Consider the following 21,549-nt stretch of genomic DNA (forward strand, 5'->3'; position numbering starts at 1 on the left):
TGGTGAAGGGGCCGGCGTTTTTTTGCGTCAGAGCAGTTGCCGGACATGTCGCGGCCGGCCGATGCCTGACTAGCGATCCAGTTCGAGAATGAGTGCTTCGGCTTGTGGGCAATGGCCAAAGCCCGACGCAGGATTGAGGTGGCCGACCTCGCCGAGGTTGACCAGTTCGCTGCCCCAGTCGCGGGCCATCCGGGTGACGGCCTCGAGACTGGCCAGGTGATCGTTGGTGCTGCCCGCCACGATGCTGCGAAAAGGCAGCGCGCCGGCAGGCAGAGGGTCCCAGCCGTGGGTTCGAAGGGTTTCAGCGGACGGATAGCCCTGGGGCCAGGTGGCATCGAGGTCCGGCGGCGTGGCCAGCAACGCGCCCTTGATCGGGGCGCGATGCCGGGCCGCCCAGTGCGCGACCATCAGCACACCGGCGCTGTGGGCGACGAGAATCACCGGGCCGTCGATCTGCTCCAGTTCATGCTGGATCGCCCGGACCCGGGCCGCGCAGTCGAGCTTGTCGGTTTCAAGCGGCGGGACGCTGCGCACGTTGCTCAACCGGGCCTCCAGCAGCGTTTGCCAGTGCTCGGCAACGTGGTCGCGCAGACCCGGTACGATCAGAACGGTTGCGGCAGTTTGCAGTTTGTTCACTTGAACACCTTCGCCTTCACGATGACTCGACTGGCTGTGTTGCCAGAATCTTTTTGTAGGTCCGACATTAAAGAGCCCACACCCGGTTCGCTTTTCATTTGACGACAGCGATTTTACTTTTGATGACACCGGGTTTGCCGCTGATGGGTCGTCGTGGAGCAGCTGCAAATGCCTCTGCAAAAACTTTTCATTTCATGACGTGCTGGCTATAGTCGGCCACGCTCATTTCCATCGAGTCCCCACCAGGAAAGACTTCTGCATGACCAAGCTTGTTCGCGCCGCCGTCTTGACCAACTACCTGGAAGTGGCCCACTACCTGGCGCTCAACCCCCATGATTTGCTGGCGAACGTCGGACTGAGCAAGGCCCGCCTGCAAGCCCCCGAGCACCGTATTCCGATCGATTCGGCGGTGCGCCTGCTGGAGGATTCGGCGGCGGCCAGCGGTTGTCAGACCTTCGGCCTGAGCATGGCCGAATCGCGTCAACTCTCGGATTTCGGCGTCGTCAGCCTGCTGCTCAGCCATCAGCGAACGCTGCGCGATGCGTTGCACGTGTTGGTGAATTACCGCCATCTGATGAACGATTCCCTGGCGATCTTTGTTGAGGAAGCGGGCAGGATGGTGATCATTCGCGAGGAAGTGGTCACCGAGTCCCCCATGCCCTGTCGCCAAGCCAATGAACTGGCAATCGGTGTGATGTTCCGGCTCTGCGCCGCCCTGCTCGGTGCGCATTGGCACCCCTACAGCGTCAACTTCACTCATCAGGCTCCGGACAATCTGCAGCTGCATCGGCGCCTGTTCGGTTGCAACCTGGAGTTCGGCAGCGAGTTCAATGGCATCGTCTGCCCCGATGCCAGTCTCGACATGACCAACCCTCAGGCCGACCCGGCCATGGCCCGTTACGCCCAGCGCTACCTGGATTCGCTGCAGAGCCCCGAAGGACCGTCGACCCTGTTCGAAGTGCGCAAAGCCATCTACCTGCTGCTGCCCATGGGGCGCGCCACCATCGAGCAAATCGCCCAGACCCAGGGCATGAACGTGCGCACGCTGCAGCGTCGCCTTAAAGACGATGGCTGCGCGTTCAACGACCTGATCAACGAAGTGCGCCGCGACCTGGTGCTGCGTTATCTGGAGAACCCGAATTACTCGCTGGGTCGGATCGCCGACATGCTGGGCTATTCCATGGCGAGCTCTTTTACACGCTGGTTCATCACGCAATTCGGCATGCCGCCCGCCACCTGGCGCAGCATGCAAAAGCCCGATCCGACTAAACGCTGAACTCCTGTTGATCGTTCCCACGCTCCGCGTGGGAATGCCTCAAGGGACGCTCCGCGTTCCAGTGGGACGCAGAGCGGCCCGGGCTGCATTCCCACGCAGAGCGTGGGAACGATCTAACGGGTCGGCACCGCCACCTCAAAAAAAAACGGCGACTGCTGGTGCAGTCGCCGTAAAAAATCGGTGCTTGTGACACCGATCGAGTGCCGCACGACGCTGGAGTTAACGCAATGCGGCGGCTGTGGAACAGGGTGCGGCATGCCGTGGGACTTACATCCCCCAGCGCAGCAAAAGCAGCACAAGAACCACAAGGAACACGGTCTCCCCCACCATCAGCAGGATCGGCTTGAGGCCAACGGCGGCCAGTTCCTTGAGTCGGGTTTTCATGCCCAGGGCGCTGATCGAAACCACAAGGCACCAGCGCGACAATTCATTGATCGCCCCCTGCACCTGTGGCGCGACCCATCCGGTGCTGTTGATACAGGCCAGAACCAGAAAACCGACAGCGAACCACGGCAATAGCGGCGGCCGTTTGCCTGTGGGGTCGGCACCTTGCATTCGCGTAATCATGGCGGCGCAGACGATCACTGGCAGCAGCATCGCGACACGCATCAACTTGACGACCGTGGCCGTATCGCCGGTCTCCGTCGACATGCTGTAACCGGCGCCGACCACCTGGGCGACATCGTGGATAGTCGCGCCCAAAAACACCCCGGCCACCTGCGGCGACAACGACAGCCAGTTGGCAATCATCGGATAGACGATCATTGCCAGGGTTGAAAGCGCCGACACCCCAATCACGGTAAATAACGTGGCGCGTTCTTTCTGCGGATGGTTTGGCAGCGCCGCCGCCAGCGCCAATGCCGCCGAGGCACCACAGATTGCGGTCGCCCCGCCGGTGAGCATGCCGAACAAGCGCTGAAAACCCAGGGCCTTGGCCGCAATCACCGAGACGCCGATGGTCACGACCACCAGAATCACCACCAGGGCCACTGGCTTCCAACCCAGCGCCGCCATCTGTTCAAGGGTGATGCGCATGCCCAGCAACGCCACGCCGATGCGCAACACAGTGCGCGCCGTGAACTCGATACCGGCCTTGCACACGCCGTCACTCGCCAGGAAGTTGAGCGCCATACCCAGCAACAAGGCAAACAGCATCACCGGCGCACCGTAATGCTCGGACAGAAAGGACGCGGCCGCCGCAACGATCAGGCTGACGATGAAGCCGGGGGCCAACTCGCGCGTTCGGCTATGGAGTCGGGTTAGAACAAGGGCGCTCATGGCGCGGGCTCCTCGGGGACGATGACAATAAAGGCCTGGCCGTCGACGACCTCGACCGGGTAGTTGGCTACCTTGAGCTTGTTGGAGTTGAGCAAGTAGCCGCTGGCCAGATTGAAACGCAGGCCATGGGCGCAGCATTGAATCGTTCGCCCGTCGAGGCGCCCGCCACACAGCGAGGCGCCCTGGTGTGGACAGCTGTCATCGATGGCGAACAAATGCCCGTCAATGTTGAACAACGCCAGACTTTTGTCTTCGAACTCGAACAGCGCACGACCACCGGCCTGCGGGTGTTTGCCGGCAGGTACGGGAATGCGTCTGATCATGCCGGCTGCCGCTCGCGATCACTTTCCTTGAGTGCTTCATTCATGGCCCCGAGCAGCGCCTGAGCCGGTTGTGCTCCGATCACTGTCATACGGCCGTCGAACTGAAAGCCCGGCACGCCACTGGTCGCACCGGGGAATCCGTCAAAAGGCGTGGCGTCGCCCTTCAGGCAATCGAGCACCGTGTTCGTATCGACGCCGCAGGAGCGGGCAATCGCGAGCAACGTCTCACGGCAACCGAGGTTTTCGCCTTTGCGCAAATAAGCGGCGAACAGTCGTTCGAGCAACATTTCACGCTGAGTAGCATTGCCCAGCGCGCTGACACGCTCGAACAAGCGATGGGCGTCAGCGGTGTTGGGCATCGTCTCGATGCGGCCAAGGTCGATGGCTAGTCCAACTGCCCAGGCAGCCTGCTGAACCTGGGCCTGACGCACGGTCATGGCGCCGGCATTACCCAGACGCTTGCGATAGAAATCGGCGAAGGGTTCCCCTTCTACCGGCAACTGAGGCAGCAACTGCACCCCATGCCACGCCGTGGTGATCTGCACACCCGGATGGCGACTGCGAAACTGGACCTGCGCATGCTCCAATTGGCGCTTGCCGATCAGGCACCAAGGGCAAATGAAATCGAAAAACACGTCAATCCGTAAACGACCACTCACAACTTCACCTCGCACGCTGCTGTACCGGGCACGTCATCGACGCGCTCATCCCTCATCCGAGCGATGTCTTTGTGGTAATGACACAGGGCATAAAAGAACACCGCCGCCGCCAGGACACTGACGAGGGGCACCAGTTGGAAGGCGCCGTGCAGGCCGATCACATCGGACACTCGGCCGGTGATGAACGGCCCCGGTGCCAGGCCCAGCATGTTGTTGGCCAGGGTCAAGGTGGCGAAAGCCGTGCCGTGGACCGAGTAATGGGTCAGATTGGCAACCATGGCCCCGGCCGGGCCGGTGGTGCCCGCGGCAATCAGCATGCCCAGACAGATCATCCCCAGTTGCGCAGGCCCCGCCGGCAACGCGAAGGCCAGCGACAACAGCACGCAGCTGCCCAGGCAGTACGCGATGGCCAGGGACACCTTGCGCTCCGGTGAATGACGACACAGACGGTCACTGAGCATGCCGCACAGAATCATCCCCACGCCGCTGCACAGCACGATGATCGCCGCCATGCCCCCGGCTTTGTCCGTGCCCATGTCGTAGTAGCGATTCAGGTAGCTGGGCATCCACACGATGACCGTGCCGCCGACGAACAGTTGTAAGCCGCTGCCAACATAAGTCGCGATCACCGAGCGGCTGGAAAACAGCGTGCGCAACGGGTGCTTGATCTTCGCGGCGGCCTTGTTGACCAAGCGCTGCGGGGCGATGCGTGCTTCCTTGACGATGATCGGGTAAAGCATTGCCAGGACCAGGCCGAACAGCGCCATGCCGGCAAACGACCAGCGCCAGCCAAGCTTGGCCGCGATGGCGCCGCCCAGGGCCATGCCCAATACCGATCCAAACATACCGCCCGCCATGAAGGCACTGGCCAGTGTGGCTCGCATGTGTTTGGGAAACACCGAAATCACGACCGCGATGCCGACGCTGCCGTACGCCGCTTCGCCGACGCCGACCATGAACCGTGCAATGAACATCTGCTGATAGTCCTGCGCCATTGCGCAACCCAGCGTCGCCAGACTCCACAGCAAAGCCATCAGCGCCAGGCTCTTGACCCGGCCGAAGCGATCCGCCAGCAAGGACAGGGGAAATGTCAGCAGCCCCACCATCAGCGCGACAATGCCACTGAGCAGGCCGAGCTGACCGTCGCTCAGGGCCCATTCGCCCTTGAGCATCGGGAACACCGCGTTCAGCACCTGGCGCGACATGTAATCGGAAATCAACAACCCGAACGTCAGTGCGAAGACGATCCAGGCATACGGGCGCGCAACACCGACAGCACCGTCGTCATCGTCTGCGGCGATTGGGTGAAAGGCCATGCAGCCTCCTCAAAGCTTTGTTTTATTGTTGTTATCAAGCGTGTTGCAGTGCAGTGAGCGGGAGGCCACTGACCTCCCCCTTCGTCTGTCGATCAGCCGCGTTGCGGAACACCTTTCTGCCCAGCCTTGCGGTTGGGGGCCATGCCGTTGGCCAGCAGCGTTTCTTCAATGCTCTGGTACTGCACGCCGATGCGGTAGATCTCACGGGCTTCTTTGCCGGTGGCGATTTCGCGACCCAGTTCATGGGCGATGCGCACAGTCTGCTGGATCTGCGCAACTGAGCCGAAACGATCGCCCTTGTGATCAATGATAGTGTCTTCATTGCCCACACGCGGGTGCATACCCATGGCCATCGACATGGTGTTGAACGGCATGACGTTCTTGAGCAGCGACTCGGAGGTCAGGGTGCAACCGTCTGGCGCGCGGTGGATGAAGTTGAAGAAGTTGAACGGATTGGGGCCATCGAAACCGCCACCGATGCCGATCCAGGTCAGGTTCAACGGGCCCTTGTAGATGCCCTTGCGCACCAGACGCTCGAGGGTTTCCATCGCGTGCATGCCGGTCAGCTGGAAGTGCGGCTGGATGCCGTTGTCCATCAGACGCTTGAGGTGCTCGGCGACCCAGGCCGGGCCTGCCGGCACGGTCATCTCGCTGTACGCTGCCTGAAAAAGGGGGTTAGCCAGGGACGTGCCTTCCAGGTATTCCGGATAGAGCAGTTCCATGATGTTCATCTGGGTGGTGTTGATCGCCACGGTGACCTGATCGGGTTTTGGCGTCAGCTCGGCCAGCATGTGTCGCGTATCGTCAGACAGCCACTTGGCCGCTTCGCCATCGCTTTCCGGCGCGAAGGAAATCGAGCCCCCAACCTGAATGATCATGTCCGGCACGGCTTCACGCACACCGGCGATCAACTCGTTGAACTTGGACAGGCGCTTGGAGCCCTTGCCGTCCAGTTCGCGCACGTGCAGGTGCAAAACCGTTGCACCTGCCTCATAACAATCGACCGCCTTCTGCACCTGCTCGTCCATGGTCAGCGGGATGTCTTCGGGGAAGTCTTCCGGCATCCATTCCGGGCCATACGGGGCCACGGTGATGACGACCTTTTCCATGTTTTCCGGGTGCAGGGAATCGTCGAAGAATTGCATGGGTTACTCCTGTTCTTATTGGTTATCCGCCCAGCCGGGATCGTGCCCGGTGGGCGCAGTGACGAGTGCGTATGCAGAGGGGTCGATCAGTAAGTCTTGTCGCCGATGATCCCGGCGCGCTCCATCTTGCGGTGACACGGCGGGTAATCCATGACCGCGTAGTGCTGGGTGCTGCGGTTGTCCCAGATGGCGATGCTGTTCGGCTTCCAGCGCCAGCGCACTTGGTACTCGGGGATGTACGCCTGGCTGATCAGGTAACGCAGCAATTCACTGGCGCCCGGGTTCGCGTCCTGGCCGAAGCGCACGCGCTCGGGAGTGTGGTAGTTGCTGAAGTGGGTGGTGAAGGCGTTGACGAACAGCACCTTTTCCCCGGTTTCCGGGTGGGTGCGCACCACCGGGTGCTCGGCGTCCGGATACATGGCCTTCAGTGCCAGGCGCTTTTCCATCGGCATGGCCGCACCGAAGCTGGCCTCGATGCTGTGCCGGGCGCGCAGGTCGGCGATCTTGGACTTCACGTCATCAGGCAGGTTTGCGTAGGCTTCGACCATGTTCGCCCACATGGTGTCGCCGCCCACCGGTGGACATTCCACGCAGCGCAGCACACAGCCCATCGGTGGCGCCTCGCGCCAGGTTGCGTCGGTGTGCCAGGCGTTTTCGTAGCGGTCTATCGGTTGGTCCGGCTTCTTGTAGATGCGCACCAGACCAGGGTGATCCGGGTCACTGCCGGCCACCGGATGATCCTCTAGCTCGCCGAAACGACGGGCGAAGGCCACGTGCTCGGCACGACTGATGTCCTGATCGCGCAAAAACACCACGCGATGCGTGAGCAACTGGGCACGAATCTCGGCAAAAAGACCGTCGTCATGGATCGCGTCGGCGAGGTTGACGCCGATCAGTTCCGCGCCGATGTTGCAGGTCAATTGTTCGACTTTCATGGCTGGCCGCTCCCTTAAATGACGAAAATCGACGAGCCGGTGGTCTTGCGCGATTCCAGGTCGCGATGGGCCTGCACGGCATCCTGTAGAGCATAGTGCTGGTTAATCTCGATCTTGATCCGGCCGCTGCCGACGTGATCGAACAGCTCGCTCGCCAGCGCGGCTTTTTCCGCAGGATCGGCGATGTAATCGGCCAGGGCCGGGCGGGTCAGGAACAGCGAGCCTTTCATCGCCAGCATCACCGGATCAAAGGCCGGGATCGGGCCGGAAGCCGTGCCCACACACACCATCAGGCCGCGCCGTTTGAGCGAGTCCAGGGAGCCCATGAAAGTATTCTTGCCCACACTGTCGAACACCACGTTGACGCCGACGCCGTCAGTCAGTTCACGAACGCGCTGGGCGACATCTTCATGGCTGTAGTTGATGACATGGTCGCAGCCATGGGCGCGGGCGATTTCGCCTTTGACGTCCGTGGATACGGTGCCGATGACCGTCAGGCCGAGCAACTTGGCCCACTGCGAAACGATGAGCCCCACACCCCCGGCGGCGGCATGCAGCAAAATGCTGTCGCCGACCTTGAAATCGTAAATGCGCCGCATCAGGTACGACGACGTCAGGCCGCGCATGGTCATGGCCGCGGCGGTTTCGAAGCTGATGGTTTCCGGCAGTTTGATCAGCGGAGCGGCCGTGATCAGCCGCTCGGTGCTGTACGCGCCCAGCGTATTGAGAAAACCGGTGTAGGTGACGCGATCGCCGACTTCGACGTGGGTAACGCCCTCGCCCACTGCCTGGACGACGCCAGAGGCTTCAACGCCCATGCCGTTAGCCAACGGGATCGGGTAGGTGCCATTGCGAAAGTAGGTGTCGGCATAGTTCAGGCCGACGGCCACATGACGCAGACGAACCTGACCCGGGCCAGGTTCCCCGACCTCGATGTCTTCATAACGAAGGACTTCGGGACCACCGGTTTCGTGGAAGCGGATGGCTTTGGCCATGTTTTCTTATTCTCCAGTCTGCAATGCGTCGATTTACGCTGACTGGACTGTAGGTCGCCGCCTGATGAGACGCTTCTCATCAGACGACAATGACTTTTCATTTCATGACAATTGTCAGAACTTCTCAGCGACCCGTTTGAGCGGGTAATCCGGTTCACGGTAGCCCCCCGGCCGCTGCCGCTTGGGCAATTTCACTTTCTCGCGCGGCACCTCCTCATAGGGAATACGGCTGAGCAAATCGGTGAGAATGTTCAGGCGCGCCCGCCGCTTGTCATTGGAGTTGGCCACCAGCCATGGGGCATGTCCGGTATCCGTCGACTTGAACATGTCATCGCGTGCGCGGGAGTAGTCATACCAACGGCTGTAGGACTTCAAGTCCATGGCGGTGAGTTTCCAGATCTTGCGCCCATCCTTGATGCGTTGCTCAAGCCGACGGGTCTGTTCCTCCGGGCTTACTTCCAGCCAATACTTGAGCAGGATAACGCCCGAGTCGACGATGGCGCGCTCCACCAGAGGGATGGCCTTGAGGAAACCGGCGACCTGCTCTTTGGTGCAGAACCCCATCACCCGCTCGACGCCCGCACGGTTGTACCAACTGCGATCGAAGATCACCACTTCGCCCGCCGCCGGCAGATGCGGCAGGTAGCGCTGTACATACATCTGGCTTTTTTCCCGGTCGGTGGGCGCAGGCAGCGCCACGACCCGGAAGATCCGCGGGCTGACCCGTTCGGTCAAGGCCTTGATGGTCCCGCCCTTGCCTGCCCCGTCGCGGCCCTCGAAGACAATGCAGATCTTGATGCCCTTCTGCTTGACCCACTCCTGCAGCTTCACGACCTCGACATGCAGCCGGCGCAGTTCGCTCAGGTAGTCCTTGTTTGACATCTTCACGCTGTTGTCGCTTTTTTTGCTGCGTTTTTTGTCCTTTGCCATGACCCAGACCTCACGAGTGCCTCTTTCGTTTATCACCGTGAACCAACCGCGTCAGTCTAGTCCATGGCGCAACTGTCTACCTTCATCGAGCCTCTTCTTGCCGATCCACCGGGTGGGTCAGCAGATAGCTGTCGACGGCGGCCCCTATTGTTGGAAAAAACGCCTGCTCGCCCAACTGCGCGAAGAGTCCGAACCGCTTGAGCTTGTCCTTGACCGGGTCTTTCATTTCGGCAATGCATAACTCGATGCCAGCGGCGTGCAACGTTTCGGTCAGTTCAACCAGCATGTCAGCAGAAGTCACGTCCACGCTGGTGACCGGTTCCGCCGTCACGACCAGCCAACGCACTGGCGTCGGCGATGCAGCCAAGGCATTCAGCACTCGGTCCTGGAACTGTTCGGCATTGGCGAAAAACAGCGGCGCATCCCAGCGAAACAGGACCAGGCCGGGGATAAGGCGCGCCTCGGGATAGCGCTGGATATCATGGTAGCCCTTGAGACCTTCCACGCGACCGAGCACCGCGGAATACGGACGCCAGCCGTCCCACAAGAATTCGATGACGGCAATCGCGATTGCCAGGCCAATGCCCTCAATCGCTCCGAACACGGCCACACCAACCGTACAGGCGATCGACAGCCAGAACTCCCAGCGTTGCATGCGATAAATCCGCCGCAAGTCGCTGACCTCGATCAAGCCGATGGCCGATGCAATGACGACAGCTGCCAGTGCACTGGTGGGTAAATGCTGCAGCAAGTCCGGCGCCACCATCAGCAGCAAGGCGACACACAGCGCGCCGACCACGCCGGTCAGCTGGGTTCTGGCACCGGCGGCCTCGGCCACGGGAGTGCGCGAAGAACTGCTGGACACGGGAAACCCCTGAAAGAATCCGGCGGCCAGGTTGGCGATGCCCAGCCCGACCATTTCCTGGTTCGGGTCGACATACGTGCGAGTCCTCGCGGCATAGACACGGGAAAGCACGCTGGTGTCGGCGAACGAGATGAGGGCCACGGCGCAGCCACCGATCAACACGGGGACGATATCGGCGGTCGTGATCCAGGGGATGGCAAAAGAAGGCAAGCCCTGCGGGAGGGAACCGAGGATCGACACATTTGCCCGCTCGGCGAGGTCCAGGACACCCACGGTGACGGTCGCCCCGACCACGGCAATCAGAATACCCGGCACGCGCTTCTGGCCCTTGAGCAGCAAGATGACTGCCAGGGTGGATAGGCCGACGGTGAACACGGTCCAGTTGGTCTTGCCCTCCATCACTGCGGTAGCGATGGCCCACAGGTTTCTCAGCGGTCCGTCCGCTTCGATCGAAAAGCCGAAGAGTTTCGGCAGTTGGCTGATCAATACGGTCAGGGCTATCCCGTTCATGTACCCGTAGCGGATCGGTTTGGACAGCAACTCAGTGACGAAGCCAAGACGCGCGACCCCCGCCAGGATGCAGACCGCCCCCGACACGATGGCCATCATGCCCGCCAGGGCGACTGCGCGCTGCGGATCGCCTCCGGAGAGTGGCAGGACGACAGCGAGGATGACCGCAACCAATGAGGAGTCCGGGCCCAATACGAGAATCCGGCTAGGCCCGAACAACGCATAAGCGAGTAGCGGGACGATCGTCGCGTAAAGACCATAAATGCCGGGCAGGCCTGAAGCTTGCGCGTAGGCGATGCCGACCGGCACCAACATTGTGGTCAGCACCAGCCCGGCCATGATGTCGTGCCGCAACCCGGCAATCGGATATCCGCGCAGCGTCAGCAGTCCCGGCATCCAGCGACTCCAACCGGTCTGATCGCCCGCCTTCACTCGCGGTGCAATACGTCCCGACTCCGGGACTGGGGGCGAAACATTGGAGTCGCTCATAACTCGGTGGCCCCCCCGTTGGGCAGCCTGATGAATTGAAGGCAATGCATCCGCGCATTGAATGGCTGAAAAACAGCATAGCCGCTGGCGAAAGCGTATGCCTCTCCGGGGAGCAATCAGGTAGTGCGACGACGGCGATGGCAAAGAAAAAGCCCGGATGACCAGCGATGACGATCTTGAGATCGCTATCGCTGGTCATCCGGGCTTCATGAGAGCGACCCGTTACCTAAGTGTCATTATTCAACAACACTTCGGTCCAGCCTTGCTGCCGTAACGCGCTTCCTGACGTTCGCGGAAGAACACCTCATAGCTCATCACCGGTTTGTCCGGGTGTTTGCTCTGCATATGTTCGACGTAGGTGTCGTAGTCCGGCATACCCACCATCAGGCGCGCGGCCTGACCGAGGTATTTACCGAGGCGACTCAGGTCATTGAACATGGGCGCCCTCCTCCCTCACGCTTGCGGCAGCGCCTGGTACGGTGCTTCTTTATCCGTACGTTCCTTGGTGCCCCAGGCGGCAATGCCAACCTTGAGCGCAAAGAACAGAATGCTGAAGACCACCAGCAGGAACAGCGCCGTCAGCGTTGCGTTGGTGTAAGCGTTGTAGATCACATGGTGCATCTGGTCGATGCTTTTGGCCGGGGCGAGGATCTGCCCGTTGGCCAGCGCATCGCTGTACTTCTTGGCCAGGGCCAGGAAACCGATCGCCGGGTTGGCGTCGAACAGCTTGATGAAGCCTGCGGTGGTGGTGCAGATCAGCAGCCACACGGCTGGCAGCATGGTCACCCAGACGTAGCGCTGGCGTTTCATTTTGATCAGCACGACGGTCGCCAACATCAGCGCGATACCGGCCAGCATCTGGTTGGAGATACCGAACAATGGCCACAAGGTGTTGATGCCACCCAGTGGATCGATCACGCCCTGGTACAGCAGATAACCCCACATCGCCACGCAGCCGGCCGTCGCGATCAGGTTGGCGGTCCAGGATTCGGTGCGTTTCAGCGCCGGCACGAAGGAACCGAGCAAGTCCTGCAGCATGAACCGTCCGGCACGGGTGCCCGCATCGACGGCCGTCAGGATGAACAACGCTTCAAACAGGATCGCGAAGTGGTACCAGAACGCCATGGTGTTTTCACCCGGCAGAAGTTGGTGCAGGATCTGCGCGATACCAACCGCCAGGGTCGGCGCACCGCCGGCACGGGCCAGGATCGTGGTTTCACCGATGTCCTTGGCCACCGCTTGCAGCGCTTCCGGGGTGATTGCAAAACCCCAGCTGCTGACGGTCTGAGCAACCGAAACAGCATCGGAGCCAACCAGCGCCGCCGGGCTGTTCATGGCGAAGTACACGCCAGGCTCAATCACCGAAGCCGCGACCATCGCCATGATGGCGACGAAGGATTCCATCAGCATGCCGCCGTAACCGATGTAACGGGCATGGCCTTCACTGGCCAACAGTTTCGGCGTGGTGCCGGACGCAATCAGCGCATGGAAACCCGAGACCGCGCCACAGGCGATGGTGATGAACAGGAACGGGAACAACCCGCCTTTCCATACCGGCCCGGTGCCGTCGATGAACTGGGTCAGTGCCGGCATTTTCAGGTCGGGCATGGTGATCAGGATGCCGATCGCCAGCGCCACGATGGTGCCGATCTTGAGGAAGGTCGACAGGTAATCACGCGGGGCCAGAATCAGCCACACCGGTAATACTGCCGCGACAAAACCGTAGCCGATCAACATCCAGGTAATCTGCACGCCACTGAAGGTAAAGGCTTTGGCCCAGACCGGATCAGCGGCAATCTGCCCACCGAGCCAGATCGAACCCAGTAGCAACAGCACACCGACAATGGAGATTTCACCAATGCGGCCCGGGCGGATGTAGCGCATGTAAATGCCCATGAACATCGCGATCGGGATGGTTGCCATCACCGTGAACATCCCCCATGGGCTTTCGGCCAGGGCTTTCACGACGATCAACGCCAGCACCGCGAGGATGATGATCATGATCAGGAAGCAGCCGAACAGCGCAATGGTGCCAGGGATGCGGCCCATTTCCTCACGGACCATGTCGCCCAGCGAGCGGCCGTTGCGGCGGGTGGACATGAACAGGACCATGAAGTCCTGCACCGCACCGGCCAGCACCACGCCGGCAATCAGCCACAGCGTACCGGGCAGATAGCCCATCTGCGCCGCCAATACTGGACCGACCAGCGGACCCGCGCCGGCGATGGCCGCGAAGTGGTGACCGAAAAGTACGTGTTTGTTGGTCGGCACGTAGTCCAGGCCATCATTATTGATGACGGCGGGCGTGGCACGATTGGGGTCGAGTTGCATCACCTTGGTGGCGATGAACAGGCTGTAGTAGCGGTATGCGACAAGGTAGATAGCGACTGCTGCGACTACGATCCACAGGGCATTGATCGCTTCGCCGCGGCGCAAGGCCACGACACTTAGCGCAAACGCTCCCAGGACAGCCACGGCAAACCAGGCGAGGTGTTTAGCCAGACGGGGCATAGCGTGTCTCCTGCCGACAGCCAGTGGACTGCGGCGGTAATTTTTATAATTGTGTCCGCGGTGCGGAGCTGGCCCAATATCCCCGCATGCCGTCTACAAATAAATCCGCGTTACTACGTACGTGGCTTCTACGTAGTTCTACGTAGGCGCACACAATCTGTAGGAGCCGGCTTGCTGGCGATCCAGGCGGCGCGGTGTATCAGTCCCGCCGCTATCGCCAGCAAGCCGGCTCCTACCATTCAGTGTCGCCCAGAAAACTGCAGGTCATCCCGTCCAGCACCGCTACTGGACGCGCGTATCTTTGGCATATGATGCCGGGCCATCGACTTCCCTCGGTCCGGTCAGGAGCCAAGATGCAGCTCAAACACAAAATCGTCGCGCTCGGGATTCTGCCGCTGGTATTGGCGATCGCCGTGATCTGCGCGCTGGTGATTTCCCTGAATCGCCAACTCGGCGATCAACAGGCGCAACTGATCGAAGACAGCATTCTGGCGAGCAAGCGCGCCGAGCTTAAAAACTACGTGGAAATGGCGCAAAGCCTGATCGCACCGCTGTACGACGACGGCCACGGTGACGAGCACGCCCAGCAACAAGTGCTGGAAGAACTGCGCAAGCTCAGCTTTGGCATCAATGGCTACTTCTTCGTCTACGACCGCGAGGGTCGCAGCCTGATGCATGCGCGCCAGTCGGAACTGGTGGGCAAGTACCTCTGGGACATGAAAGATCCGCACGGTTTGCCGGTGATTCAGGCGCTGCTCAAAAGTGCGCAGTCCGGCGAAGGTTTTCAGCGCTACGCCTGGAACAAGCCCTCCTCCGGTCAGGTGACGGATAAGCTTGCTTACGTGGTGATGCTGGACCGTTGGGGCTGGATGCTCGGCACCGGCATCTACCTGGAAGACGTTGAGCGTGCCACCCAACAGGCCCGTGATGAAGTGGCCCAAGGCATCCGCAAGACCATGCTGGCGATTGCCGCGGTGGCCCTTGTGGCCGTGCTGTTTGTTTTCGCCAGCGGCATGACACTCAACGTCAGCGAACATCGACTGGCGGACAAAAAGCTCCAGCGCCTGACCCAGCGGATCGTCAGCTTGCAGGAAGAAGAGCGGTCACGGGTTTCCCGGGAGCTGCACGACGGCATCAGTCAACTGCTCGTCTCCATCAAGTTTCAGTTCGAACTGGCCAGTCTGCTGCTGGAGAATGACCAGGGACAAGACAAGGGTTTAAACACACTAAAAGACGCCACGGCGCGCCTCGGCGACGCGATTGGCGAAGTTCGCAGCCTCTCCCACGACCTGCGCTCGTCGCTGCTCGACACCTTGGGCCTACCTGCGGCGATCGGCCAGCTCGCCGCGGAATTCGAGCAGCGCAGCGGTCTCACCGTGACTTACGACGACAATGAATTCGACTGTGACCTGGTCGACGGCGCAGCGGTCTCGCTGTTTCGGATTGTGCAAGAAGGCCTGACCAACATCGAACGCCACGCACAGGCTAAAAACGTTTCGATTACCCTGCACGGCTCGGATGAGTCCGTGCGGCTGACCGTGGTCGACGATGGTATCGGTTTCAACGTGGCCCAGGTCGAACGTCGCCACGCGGGTATTGGCCTGCGTAATATCCGTGAGCGTGTCGAACATTTTGGCGGACGGTTCGACCTGATATCGATGCCTGGAAGAAGTGAGCTGGACGTGCTGCTGCCAATGAAAATGCCCGGCGCAAAACGCTGAACCACCCCATTACAACAAGAGTGAATACCCGCGATGAACCTGCCCTACCCGATCCGCGTCGCCCTGGTCGACGATCACTCCCTGGTCCGCGACGGGATCAAAGCGCTGCTTGCGGTCATGGCGCCCCTGGAAGTGGTGGGCGAAGCCGAGAGTGGCGCGCAGGCCATCGAGATGGTCGGGCGCTGCCAGCCAGACTTGTTGCTGGTCGACATCAGCCTGCGCGACATGAACGGGCTAGAGTTGACCCGTGTGCTGCGCAGCCAGTACCCGTCGCTGAAGGTGTTGATGCTGAGCATGTACGACAATTATGAATACGTGAGTGAATCGGTTCGCGCCGGCGCCAGCGGCTACGTGCTGAAGAACTCACCGTCGCGGGAAATCATTGCGGCCATCGAAGCCATCGTCAGTGGCGGCACGTTCTACAGCGCTGAAATCGCCCAGCGGCTGATTGCCGACAAAAGCACCGACAACGAGCTGACACCCCGCGAAAGCCAGGTGTTGTACAAAATGGCTCAGGGCTTGAATAACAAGGAAATGGCGCGCGAGCTCGATATCAGCGTGCGGACGGTGGAAACCCATCGGCTGAGCATCCGCCGCAAACTCAACATCGACAAACCCGCAGCGCTGGTCAAATACGCGATCGATCACGGGATCATTTCGCGGTAACAGGCGCGCCTCACGCCGCCTCTGGATTGACGACCTTAGCAGTGCGGATAAACAACGCCCGCACCTTCTCCCAGAAATTGCCCCCCAGCACAAAAAAGCTGCCGATCAGCATGGCGTCGCCCAGCACCTGCAACTGCCACAGGTTAGGTCTGAACCCCGGCCAAAACGTGTCGACGTAGGGTTCAAGAAAGGCCGAGATCAGCGGCAGACAAAACATCACGATACCGATCCGATGCCGAATCGGCCCCACTTCGGCATCCATAGACGGCGCTAGCCCGGAGACATAACCGAACAGCTTGCTTTTCAACTGCTGGAACCCGGATTTGCCCATGACCGCAATGACGAGGATCAGCAGGACTTTATTACTGATGAACAACACGCCGGTCAGCGCGGCGATTCTTGAGCCTGGAATGTCGAGCGCTGCGGCGATGGGCACCATCAGCCACGAGCCCAGCATGACGCAGATAATGGCGATGCCCAATTTGAAGCGCCAGCCAGCGGAATGGGGTTCAGCATAACCTTGGGGGCTACTCATGAGTGTCCTGCCTATAAGTGGTCGCAGAAGATTTGAGGGTGCTTGAGAAGCTTAGCAGCCAGTTGTTCATTTGGACGGCTATGCTCCAGTGACCTTTCCTGGTTGGATGATATGCAATGCATCGAGGCCGTTCCTTGCCGAGACTGCCAACCCACTTGCTCTTGCTCGGCGTACTTGGCCTGAGTGGCTGTGTGCGGCTTGGGCCGGATTTCCAGCCGCCGGGCGAAGCCTGGGTTGAACACTGGAACACCGCCGCCCTTGAGTACGCCAGCCAACGCGGGACGCACCCGGATATTCGCCAGTGGTGGCAAGTCTTCAACGATCCGCTGCTTAATCAACTGATCGCCGCGTCCGATGCCCATAACGCCAGCCTGAAAATCGCCGGCCTGCGCGTGATGGAAGCCCGTGCCCAATTGGGCATTGCGCAAAGCGGACTGTACCCGCAACTGCAGCAGGCCAGCGCCGACAGTTTGTATTTCAACCGCCGGCAATCCGGTGGCACCAATCCTCAGGACAGCCATTTCTGGCAATACAGCGCCGGGTTTGACATTGGCTGGGAGCTGGATTTCTGGGGGCGTTTCAGTCGAGCCATCGAATCGTCCGACGCCAGTTATTTTGCGGCCCAGGCCAACTATGAAGACGTGTTGGTATTGCTGCGTGCCCAGGTCGCGGACACTTACTTCTCGTTGCGCACCACCGAGGCGCGGTTGCGTGTTGCCCGGGAAAACGCCAAACAGCAAAAACGCAATTTCGAGATCACCGAAAAACTGTTCAACAGCGGCCAGCAAGCCGAACTCGACCTGCAACAGGCCAAAACTCAATACCTCGGCACGCTGAGCACCATCCCTACCCTCGAAGACCAGTTGCAACGAACGCGTAATGCCTTGGCCGTGCTGATCGGGCAACCGCCTGGCGCGTTACCGCATCTGGTGGAAAACGAAGGATTGATCCCGCTGGTCGATCGCGCCGTGCTTCAGGATGTACCGGCCAATCTGTTGCTGCGTCGACCCGACGTGCGCGCCGCCGAGCTGAATGTCGCCGCCCAGTCGGCATTGATTGGCGTGGCCGAAAGTGATTTTTATCCGTCGCTGACCTTGCTGGGCAGTATCGTCTGGTCAGCCGACACGCTCAACGGTACGTCCAGAAGCCTGGACCTGATCGGCGGCCCCAGCCTGCGCTGGAACCTGTTCGACCATGGTCAGATCAGCAACAACGTGCGCGTCCAGGATGCGCGGTTGCAACAACTGATCGAGACGTATCGCGACAAAGTCCGCCAGGCCGCGCGCGAGGCTGACGATTCCGCCACTGGCTTGATCAAATCGCTGGAGCGCGAACGCATCCTGAGCGAGGCCGAAGTGGCCGCCAAACGCTCGCTGGTGCTGGCCAGCGCGCAGTACCGCGAAGGTTACTCGGACTTTCAGCGCGTGCTGGATGCCCAGCGCGCACTGCTCGAACAGCAGGACAATTACCTGGTCGCCCGCAGCAACGCCGTGAGCAATCTGATTGCCCTGTACAAATCCCTGGGCGGCGGTTGGTACAGCGCCCAGCCCAAAGTCGATCAAGCCACCCGCCAGCAGATGGAAAAACGCACCGACTGGGGCGACCTGCTGAGCGAGCCCGCCGCCCCTGTGCCCTACAAGGTAAATAACCATGAGTGAAGCTGCGCAGCCCGCACCCAAGCCTCCAGAACCTGCCGCCGACCCGGCGAAAAAAGGCATCAAATGGGTGCTGCTCCTGATCCTCCTGAGCCTGGCGTGGTACCTGGCGGCCGACCGTTTCACGCCCTATACGCAACAAGCGCGAGTAGGTGCCTTTGTCATTCCGGTTGCCTCGGAGGTCGCCGGCCGGGTGATCCGCGTCAACGTGCGCAACAATCAGGACGTCAAGGCCGGCGATGTGCTGTTCGAAGTGGACCCACAGCCGTATCAGATCGCCGTCGACCGCGCCCGCGCCGACCTTGAATCGACACGTCGGCAGATCGGCGCCAGCACCGCAGGTATCGCCTCGGCGCAAGCCAACTTGCGCGCGGCCCAGGCCAACGAACTCAAGGCGCGGCAGGACAATCAACGCTTGGAAGGTTTGTACCGCGAAGACCCCGGCACCATTTCCGTACGTCTGCTCGAAGTGTCTCGCGCCAATCGTGAACAGGCGGTCAGCCAGGTTGCGGCCGCCCGCGCCGAAGTGCAACGAGCCCGCGAGCAAGAAGGCGGCAGCGAGGAAGACAACGCCCTGCTGCGTAGCGCCGCCACGGCGCTGTCGAAAGCCGAGCTGGACCTGTCCAACACGCAGATCCGCGCCCGTTCGGCGGGGCTGATCACCGACCTGCGCACCGACGCCGGGCAGTTTGCTGCGGCCGGTGGGCCGGTCATGACCCTGATTGCCATCCACGATGTATGGATCAGCGCGGACATGACCGAAAACAACCTCGGTCTGGTGAAAGTTGATACGCCAGTGGCGATCGTTCTGGATGCACTCCCGGGTGAAGTGTTCGACGGACGCGTGCGCAGTCTCGGTTATGGGGTAAGTGTCGGCCAGACACCCGCCCCTGGCACCTTGCCTGGTGTGCAAAACAGCCGCGACTGGCTGCGACCGGCCCAGCGTTTTCCGGTGATCATCGAGTTCTCCGAGGACGCCCGAAAAACCTTGCGTGAAAGCCGCGCCATCCGTGCGGGCGGGCAGGCCGAAATCATGGCTTTCCCCACTCAAGGCAATCCGCTGAACCCGCTGGGTCGGCTGTTTGTGGGTTTCATGAGCTGGTTGAGCTATGCCTACTAAACGCACGCCCCGGGAACAGCGCGCATTGCGCCTGGCTACTGGCACGGCGCTGTGCCTTGCCGCGAGCTTCGGCCTGGGATTGCCGATCCCCTTTCTTGCGCCGGTGCTGTGCCTGATCCTGCTGGCTTCGATCAATCGTCCGTTGCCGTTCAAGGCGGCCGTGGTGCTCGCACTGGCCGCGATGTTGACCACGAGCCTCGGCCTGTTGTTGATCCCGATCCTGCGTTATTACCCCGTCAGCGGCGTGCTGCTGGTCGGCTTGAGTCTGTTCCTGGTGTTTCGCTTCGGTCTGCGCGGTGGCAATGCCCTGATCGTGACCTTTCTGGTGATTGGCCTGACGATGATTTCCTCGGCCGGCGTCGCCGAATTCGATCTGGCGGCGATGGTCATCGGTGCCCTGGTCAAGGGTTTGCTGCTCGCCGTTGCGGTCGTGGCGCTCAGTCATGGGTTATTCCCGGATCCGCCGAATGCCCCTTCGCCGCCCCCCGCCCCCACCCTGCCCGCCGAAGAAGTCAGTCGGGTGGCGCTGCGTGCAACCCTGATCGTGTTGCCGACGTTCCTGCTGGGATTGATCGACCCGGCCGGTTACCTGCCGATTATCCTCAAGGCCGTCAGCCTGGGTCAGCAAAGCTCCACGACCAACGCCCACACCGCCGGCCGTGAACTCGTCGGGTCGACCTTGCTTGCCGGTCTGCTGGCGATCCTGTTCTGGAGCGCCCTCAGCCTGTTTGTGCACCTGTGGATGTTCTATTTGTGGATGCTGCTGTTCGGCCTGGTACTGGCGCGCAAGCTCTACGCCCTGAGCCCGACCCGGTTCACTCCGGGGTTCTGGCTCAACACCCTGATCACGCTGATTATCCTGTTGGGCCAGTCGGTTCAGGACAGCATCGCCGGCAAGGACGTGTACACCGCGTTTGCGGTGCGCATGGGGTTGTTCCTCGCCGTCACGTTGTATGCCTGCCTGATGGTTTATCTGCTCGAGCAACGGCCGCAAAAAGCTCAGGGATTAACCTGATAGCCCTTGCCTTGCAGGCAACTGGTGTACGCCGTAGAGGTGGTCGCAGCGCTGGTTTTTTCTTGTGCCCGACGCTCCTGACGCTGACGCGAACCGCCCACCACCGCCCCCGCCGCAGCGGTCTCTTTGGCGCGATTCTGCCGATAGTCCTGCTTCACGTCGTCATCGACGCGATCATAAGCCTCGTCACGCTGATTCCCACGCACTTGGGCCCCGGCCGCTCCGGCGGCGGCCCCTACGGCTGCACCTTTCAGCCGCCCTCCGGAGGGAGCCGTCGTCGACGCAGCCTGGCTGGCCGCGATGCTATTGCATTCATTGATATCCAGCTGTGTCTGTTGCGAACTCTGCCCTTTCATCGGAACGACCGTTGTAGCCCAACCCTGGGTACAGGCAACCGTCAATGCGATGCTCAGGCTGATGGATGACACCTTGCTCATAATGACCTCCAACGCAGCTCGTCACTCTGCAGAACACAGGCTGGGTAAAACGCTGACGGCTGATGACGGGCTTGATTCAGCAATTAGAAGTGTAGATCACCCAGCAATTGCTCTCTGTGGATGTTGCTCTTCAGGCAGGTGCAGACCCGCAAGTTGTATGCCTGATCCCGCCCTTAAGGGTTGACCTGATAATCCTTCCCTTGCAGGCAGCTTATAAATGCCGTCTTCGAGGTGTCATCGCCTCCCTCATAAAACTCGTCATGCTGACGCCCGGGCTGTTCCGCCACGGTTGTTCCCGTAGCAGGCGCCGGCGGAGTGCCCTGGCTGAGCGCTACGTCATGGCAATCGTCAATGTCGAGTTGGGTTTGTTGCGACGTCTGCCCCTGCATCGCCACGACCGTTTCGGCCCAGCACGGGGTACATGAAACTGACAACAGGACGCACAGACTAATGGATGACAGCGTGTTCATGTGACCTCCCACAGGGTCGCTCCACTTGGTTGAGCAACAAAAAGTGTAGATCACCTCCAGCG

Annotated in this window: 21 protein-coding genes; 6 read left to right on the plus strand and 15 right to left on the minus strand. The window is 60.8% G+C overall.

Annotated features, from left to right (window positions below; translation table 11 throughout):
- Positions 1 to 69: 69 nt before the first annotated feature.
- Positions 70 to 636: an RBBP9/YdeN family alpha/beta hydrolase gene (locus ACIQV9_RS16850; protein ID WP_403103536.1), complete on the minus strand. Its 567-nt coding sequence runs from the start codon at positions 634 to 636 to the stop codon at positions 70 to 72.
- 259 nt (positions 637 to 895) lie between these two features.
- On the opposite strand from ACIQV9_RS16850, the gene ACIQV9_RS16855 reads away from it, so the two are divergent.
- Positions 896 to 1,912: an AraC family transcriptional regulator gene (locus ACIQV9_RS16855; RefSeq protein WP_403103539.1), complete on the plus strand. Its 1,017-nt coding sequence runs from the start codon at positions 896 to 898 to the stop codon at positions 1,910 to 1,912.
- Between the two features lie 267 nt (positions 1,913 to 2,179).
- On the opposite strand, the gene ACIQV9_RS16860 is transcribed toward ACIQV9_RS16855, so the two are convergent.
- From ACIQV9_RS16860 to ACIQV9_RS16910, 11 genes are all read right to left on the minus strand, one after another.
- Positions 2,180 to 3,190 (minus strand): YeiH family protein, encoded by a 1,011-nt coding sequence (locus ACIQV9_RS16860; RefSeq protein ID WP_403103542.1) that lies wholly within the window; start codon positions 3,188 to 3,190, stop codon positions 2,180 to 2,182.
- The gene (locus ACIQV9_RS16865) at positions 3,187 to 3,513 is read right to left on the minus strand and encodes a Rieske (2Fe-2S) protein (RefSeq protein ID WP_403103545.1); all 327 of its coding nucleotides are present in this window, start codon (positions 3,511 to 3,513) and stop codon (positions 3,187 to 3,189) included. Before ACIQV9_RS16865 ends, ACIQV9_RS16860 begins: the two co-directional genes overlap by 4 nt.
- Entirely contained in the window at positions 3,510 to 4,172 is a 663-nt protein-coding gene (locus tag ACIQV9_RS16870; RefSeq protein WP_403103548.1) for a DsbA family protein, read from the minus strand. Before ACIQV9_RS16870 ends, ACIQV9_RS16865 begins: the two co-directional genes overlap by 4 nt.
- Positions 4,169 to 5,488, minus strand: a complete 1,320-nt coding sequence (locus ACIQV9_RS16875) for an MFS transporter (RefSeq protein WP_403103551.1) — start codon at positions 5,486 to 5,488, stop codon at positions 4,169 to 4,171. The genes ACIQV9_RS16870 and ACIQV9_RS16875 overlap by 4 nt, the downstream gene beginning before the upstream one ends.
- Before the next feature lie 92 nt (positions 5,489 to 5,580).
- Positions 5,581 to 6,633 (minus strand): 3-keto-5-aminohexanoate cleavage protein, encoded by a 1,053-nt coding sequence (locus ACIQV9_RS16880; protein ID WP_403103554.1) that lies wholly within the window; start codon positions 6,631 to 6,633, stop codon positions 5,581 to 5,583.
- 86 nt (positions 6,634 to 6,719) lie between these two features.
- Positions 6,720 to 7,568 carry a TauD/TfdA dioxygenase family protein gene (locus ACIQV9_RS16885; protein ID WP_403103556.1) on the minus strand — a complete coding sequence of 283 codons (849 nt, stop codon included), beginning with the start codon at positions 7,566 to 7,568 and terminating at the stop codon, positions 6,720 to 6,722.
- Between the two features lie 14 nt (positions 7,569 to 7,582).
- A complete protein-coding gene (locus tag ACIQV9_RS16890) occupies positions 7,583 to 8,563 on the minus strand; it encodes a quinone oxidoreductase family protein (RefSeq protein WP_403103559.1) in 981 nt (326 codons plus the stop codon).
- Positions 8,564 to 8,677: 114 nt separating this feature from the next.
- A complete protein-coding gene (ppk2, locus tag ACIQV9_RS16895; protein WP_403103562.1) occupies positions 8,678 to 9,493 on the minus strand; it encodes a polyphosphate kinase 2 in 816 nt (271 codons plus the stop codon).
- An 82-nt stretch (positions 9,494 to 9,575) separates the two neighbouring features.
- Positions 9,576 to 11,357, minus strand: coding sequence for a SulP family inorganic anion transporter (locus ACIQV9_RS16900; protein ID WP_403103565.1), 1,782 nt, complete (start codon positions 11,355 to 11,357; stop codon positions 9,576 to 9,578).
- 240 nt (positions 11,358 to 11,597) lie between these two features.
- Positions 11,598 to 11,795: a YbdD/YjiX family protein gene (locus tag ACIQV9_RS16905; RefSeq protein WP_109631600.1), complete on the minus strand. Its 198-nt coding sequence runs from the start codon at positions 11,793 to 11,795 to the stop codon at positions 11,598 to 11,600.
- A gap of 15 nt (positions 11,796 to 11,810) precedes the next feature.
- Positions 11,811 to 13,868, minus strand: a complete 2,058-nt coding sequence (locus ACIQV9_RS16910) for a carbon starvation CstA family protein (protein ID WP_403103569.1) — start codon at positions 13,866 to 13,868, stop codon at positions 11,811 to 11,813.
- Positions 13,869 to 14,221: 353 nt separating this feature from the next.
- On the opposite strand from ACIQV9_RS16910, the gene ACIQV9_RS16915 reads away from it, so the two are divergent.
- Positions 14,222 to 15,589: a cache domain-containing protein gene (locus ACIQV9_RS16915; protein WP_403103572.1), complete on the plus strand. Its 1,368-nt coding sequence runs from the start codon at positions 14,222 to 14,224 to the stop codon at positions 15,587 to 15,589.
- Between the two features lie 33 nt (positions 15,590 to 15,622).
- Positions 15,623 to 16,255, plus strand: coding sequence for a response regulator transcription factor (locus ACIQV9_RS16920; RefSeq protein WP_010460104.1), 633 nt, complete (start codon positions 15,623 to 15,625; stop codon positions 16,253 to 16,255).
- 10 nt (positions 16,256 to 16,265) lie between these two features.
- Here the strand turns inward: ACIQV9_RS16920 and ACIQV9_RS16925 are convergent, their stop codons facing one another.
- Entirely contained in the window at positions 16,266 to 16,790 is a 525-nt protein-coding gene (locus tag ACIQV9_RS16925) for a transporter suffix domain-containing protein (RefSeq protein WP_403103576.1), read from the minus strand.
- Positions 16,791 to 16,906: 116 nt separating this feature from the next.
- Here ACIQV9_RS16925 and ACIQV9_RS16930 point away from each other — a divergent pair, with 116 nt between their 5' ends.
- Genes ACIQV9_RS16930 through ACIQV9_RS16940 form a run of 3 tightly spaced genes read left to right on the plus strand, consistent with a single transcriptional unit; the run spans position 16,907 to position 20,580 of the window.
- Entirely contained in the window at positions 16,907 to 18,448 is a 1,542-nt protein-coding gene (locus ACIQV9_RS16930; RefSeq protein ID WP_403103578.1) for an efflux transporter outer membrane subunit, read from the plus strand.
- Positions 18,441 to 19,565 (plus strand): HlyD family secretion protein, encoded by a 1,125-nt coding sequence (locus ACIQV9_RS16935; RefSeq protein ID WP_403103581.1) that lies wholly within the window; start codon positions 18,441 to 18,443, stop codon positions 19,563 to 19,565. Before ACIQV9_RS16930 ends, ACIQV9_RS16935 begins: the two co-directional genes overlap by 8 nt.
- Positions 19,555 to 20,580, plus strand: coding sequence for a DUF2955 domain-containing protein (locus ACIQV9_RS16940; protein ID WP_403103583.1), 1,026 nt, complete (start codon positions 19,555 to 19,557; stop codon positions 20,578 to 20,580). Before ACIQV9_RS16935 ends, ACIQV9_RS16940 begins: the two co-directional genes overlap by 11 nt.
- Here the strand turns inward: ACIQV9_RS16940 and ACIQV9_RS16945 are convergent.
- The gene (locus tag ACIQV9_RS16945) at positions 20,565 to 21,017 is read right to left on the minus strand and encodes a hypothetical protein (protein ID WP_403103585.1); all 453 of its coding nucleotides are present in this window, start codon (positions 21,015 to 21,017) and stop codon (positions 20,565 to 20,567) included. The two genes, ACIQV9_RS16940 and ACIQV9_RS16945, sit on opposite strands and share 16 nt — an antisense overlap.
- A 173-nt stretch (positions 21,018 to 21,190) precedes the next feature.
- Entirely contained in the window at positions 21,191 to 21,487 is a 297-nt protein-coding gene (locus ACIQV9_RS16950) for a hypothetical protein (RefSeq protein ID WP_403103587.1), read from the minus strand.
- Positions 21,488 to 21,549: the final 62 nt, after the last annotated feature.

This window comes from Pseudomonas sp. NPDC099000 (genome assembly GCF_044759925.1).
Lineage (GTDB): Bacteria > Pseudomonadota > Gammaproteobacteria > Pseudomonadales > Pseudomonadaceae > Aquipseudomonas.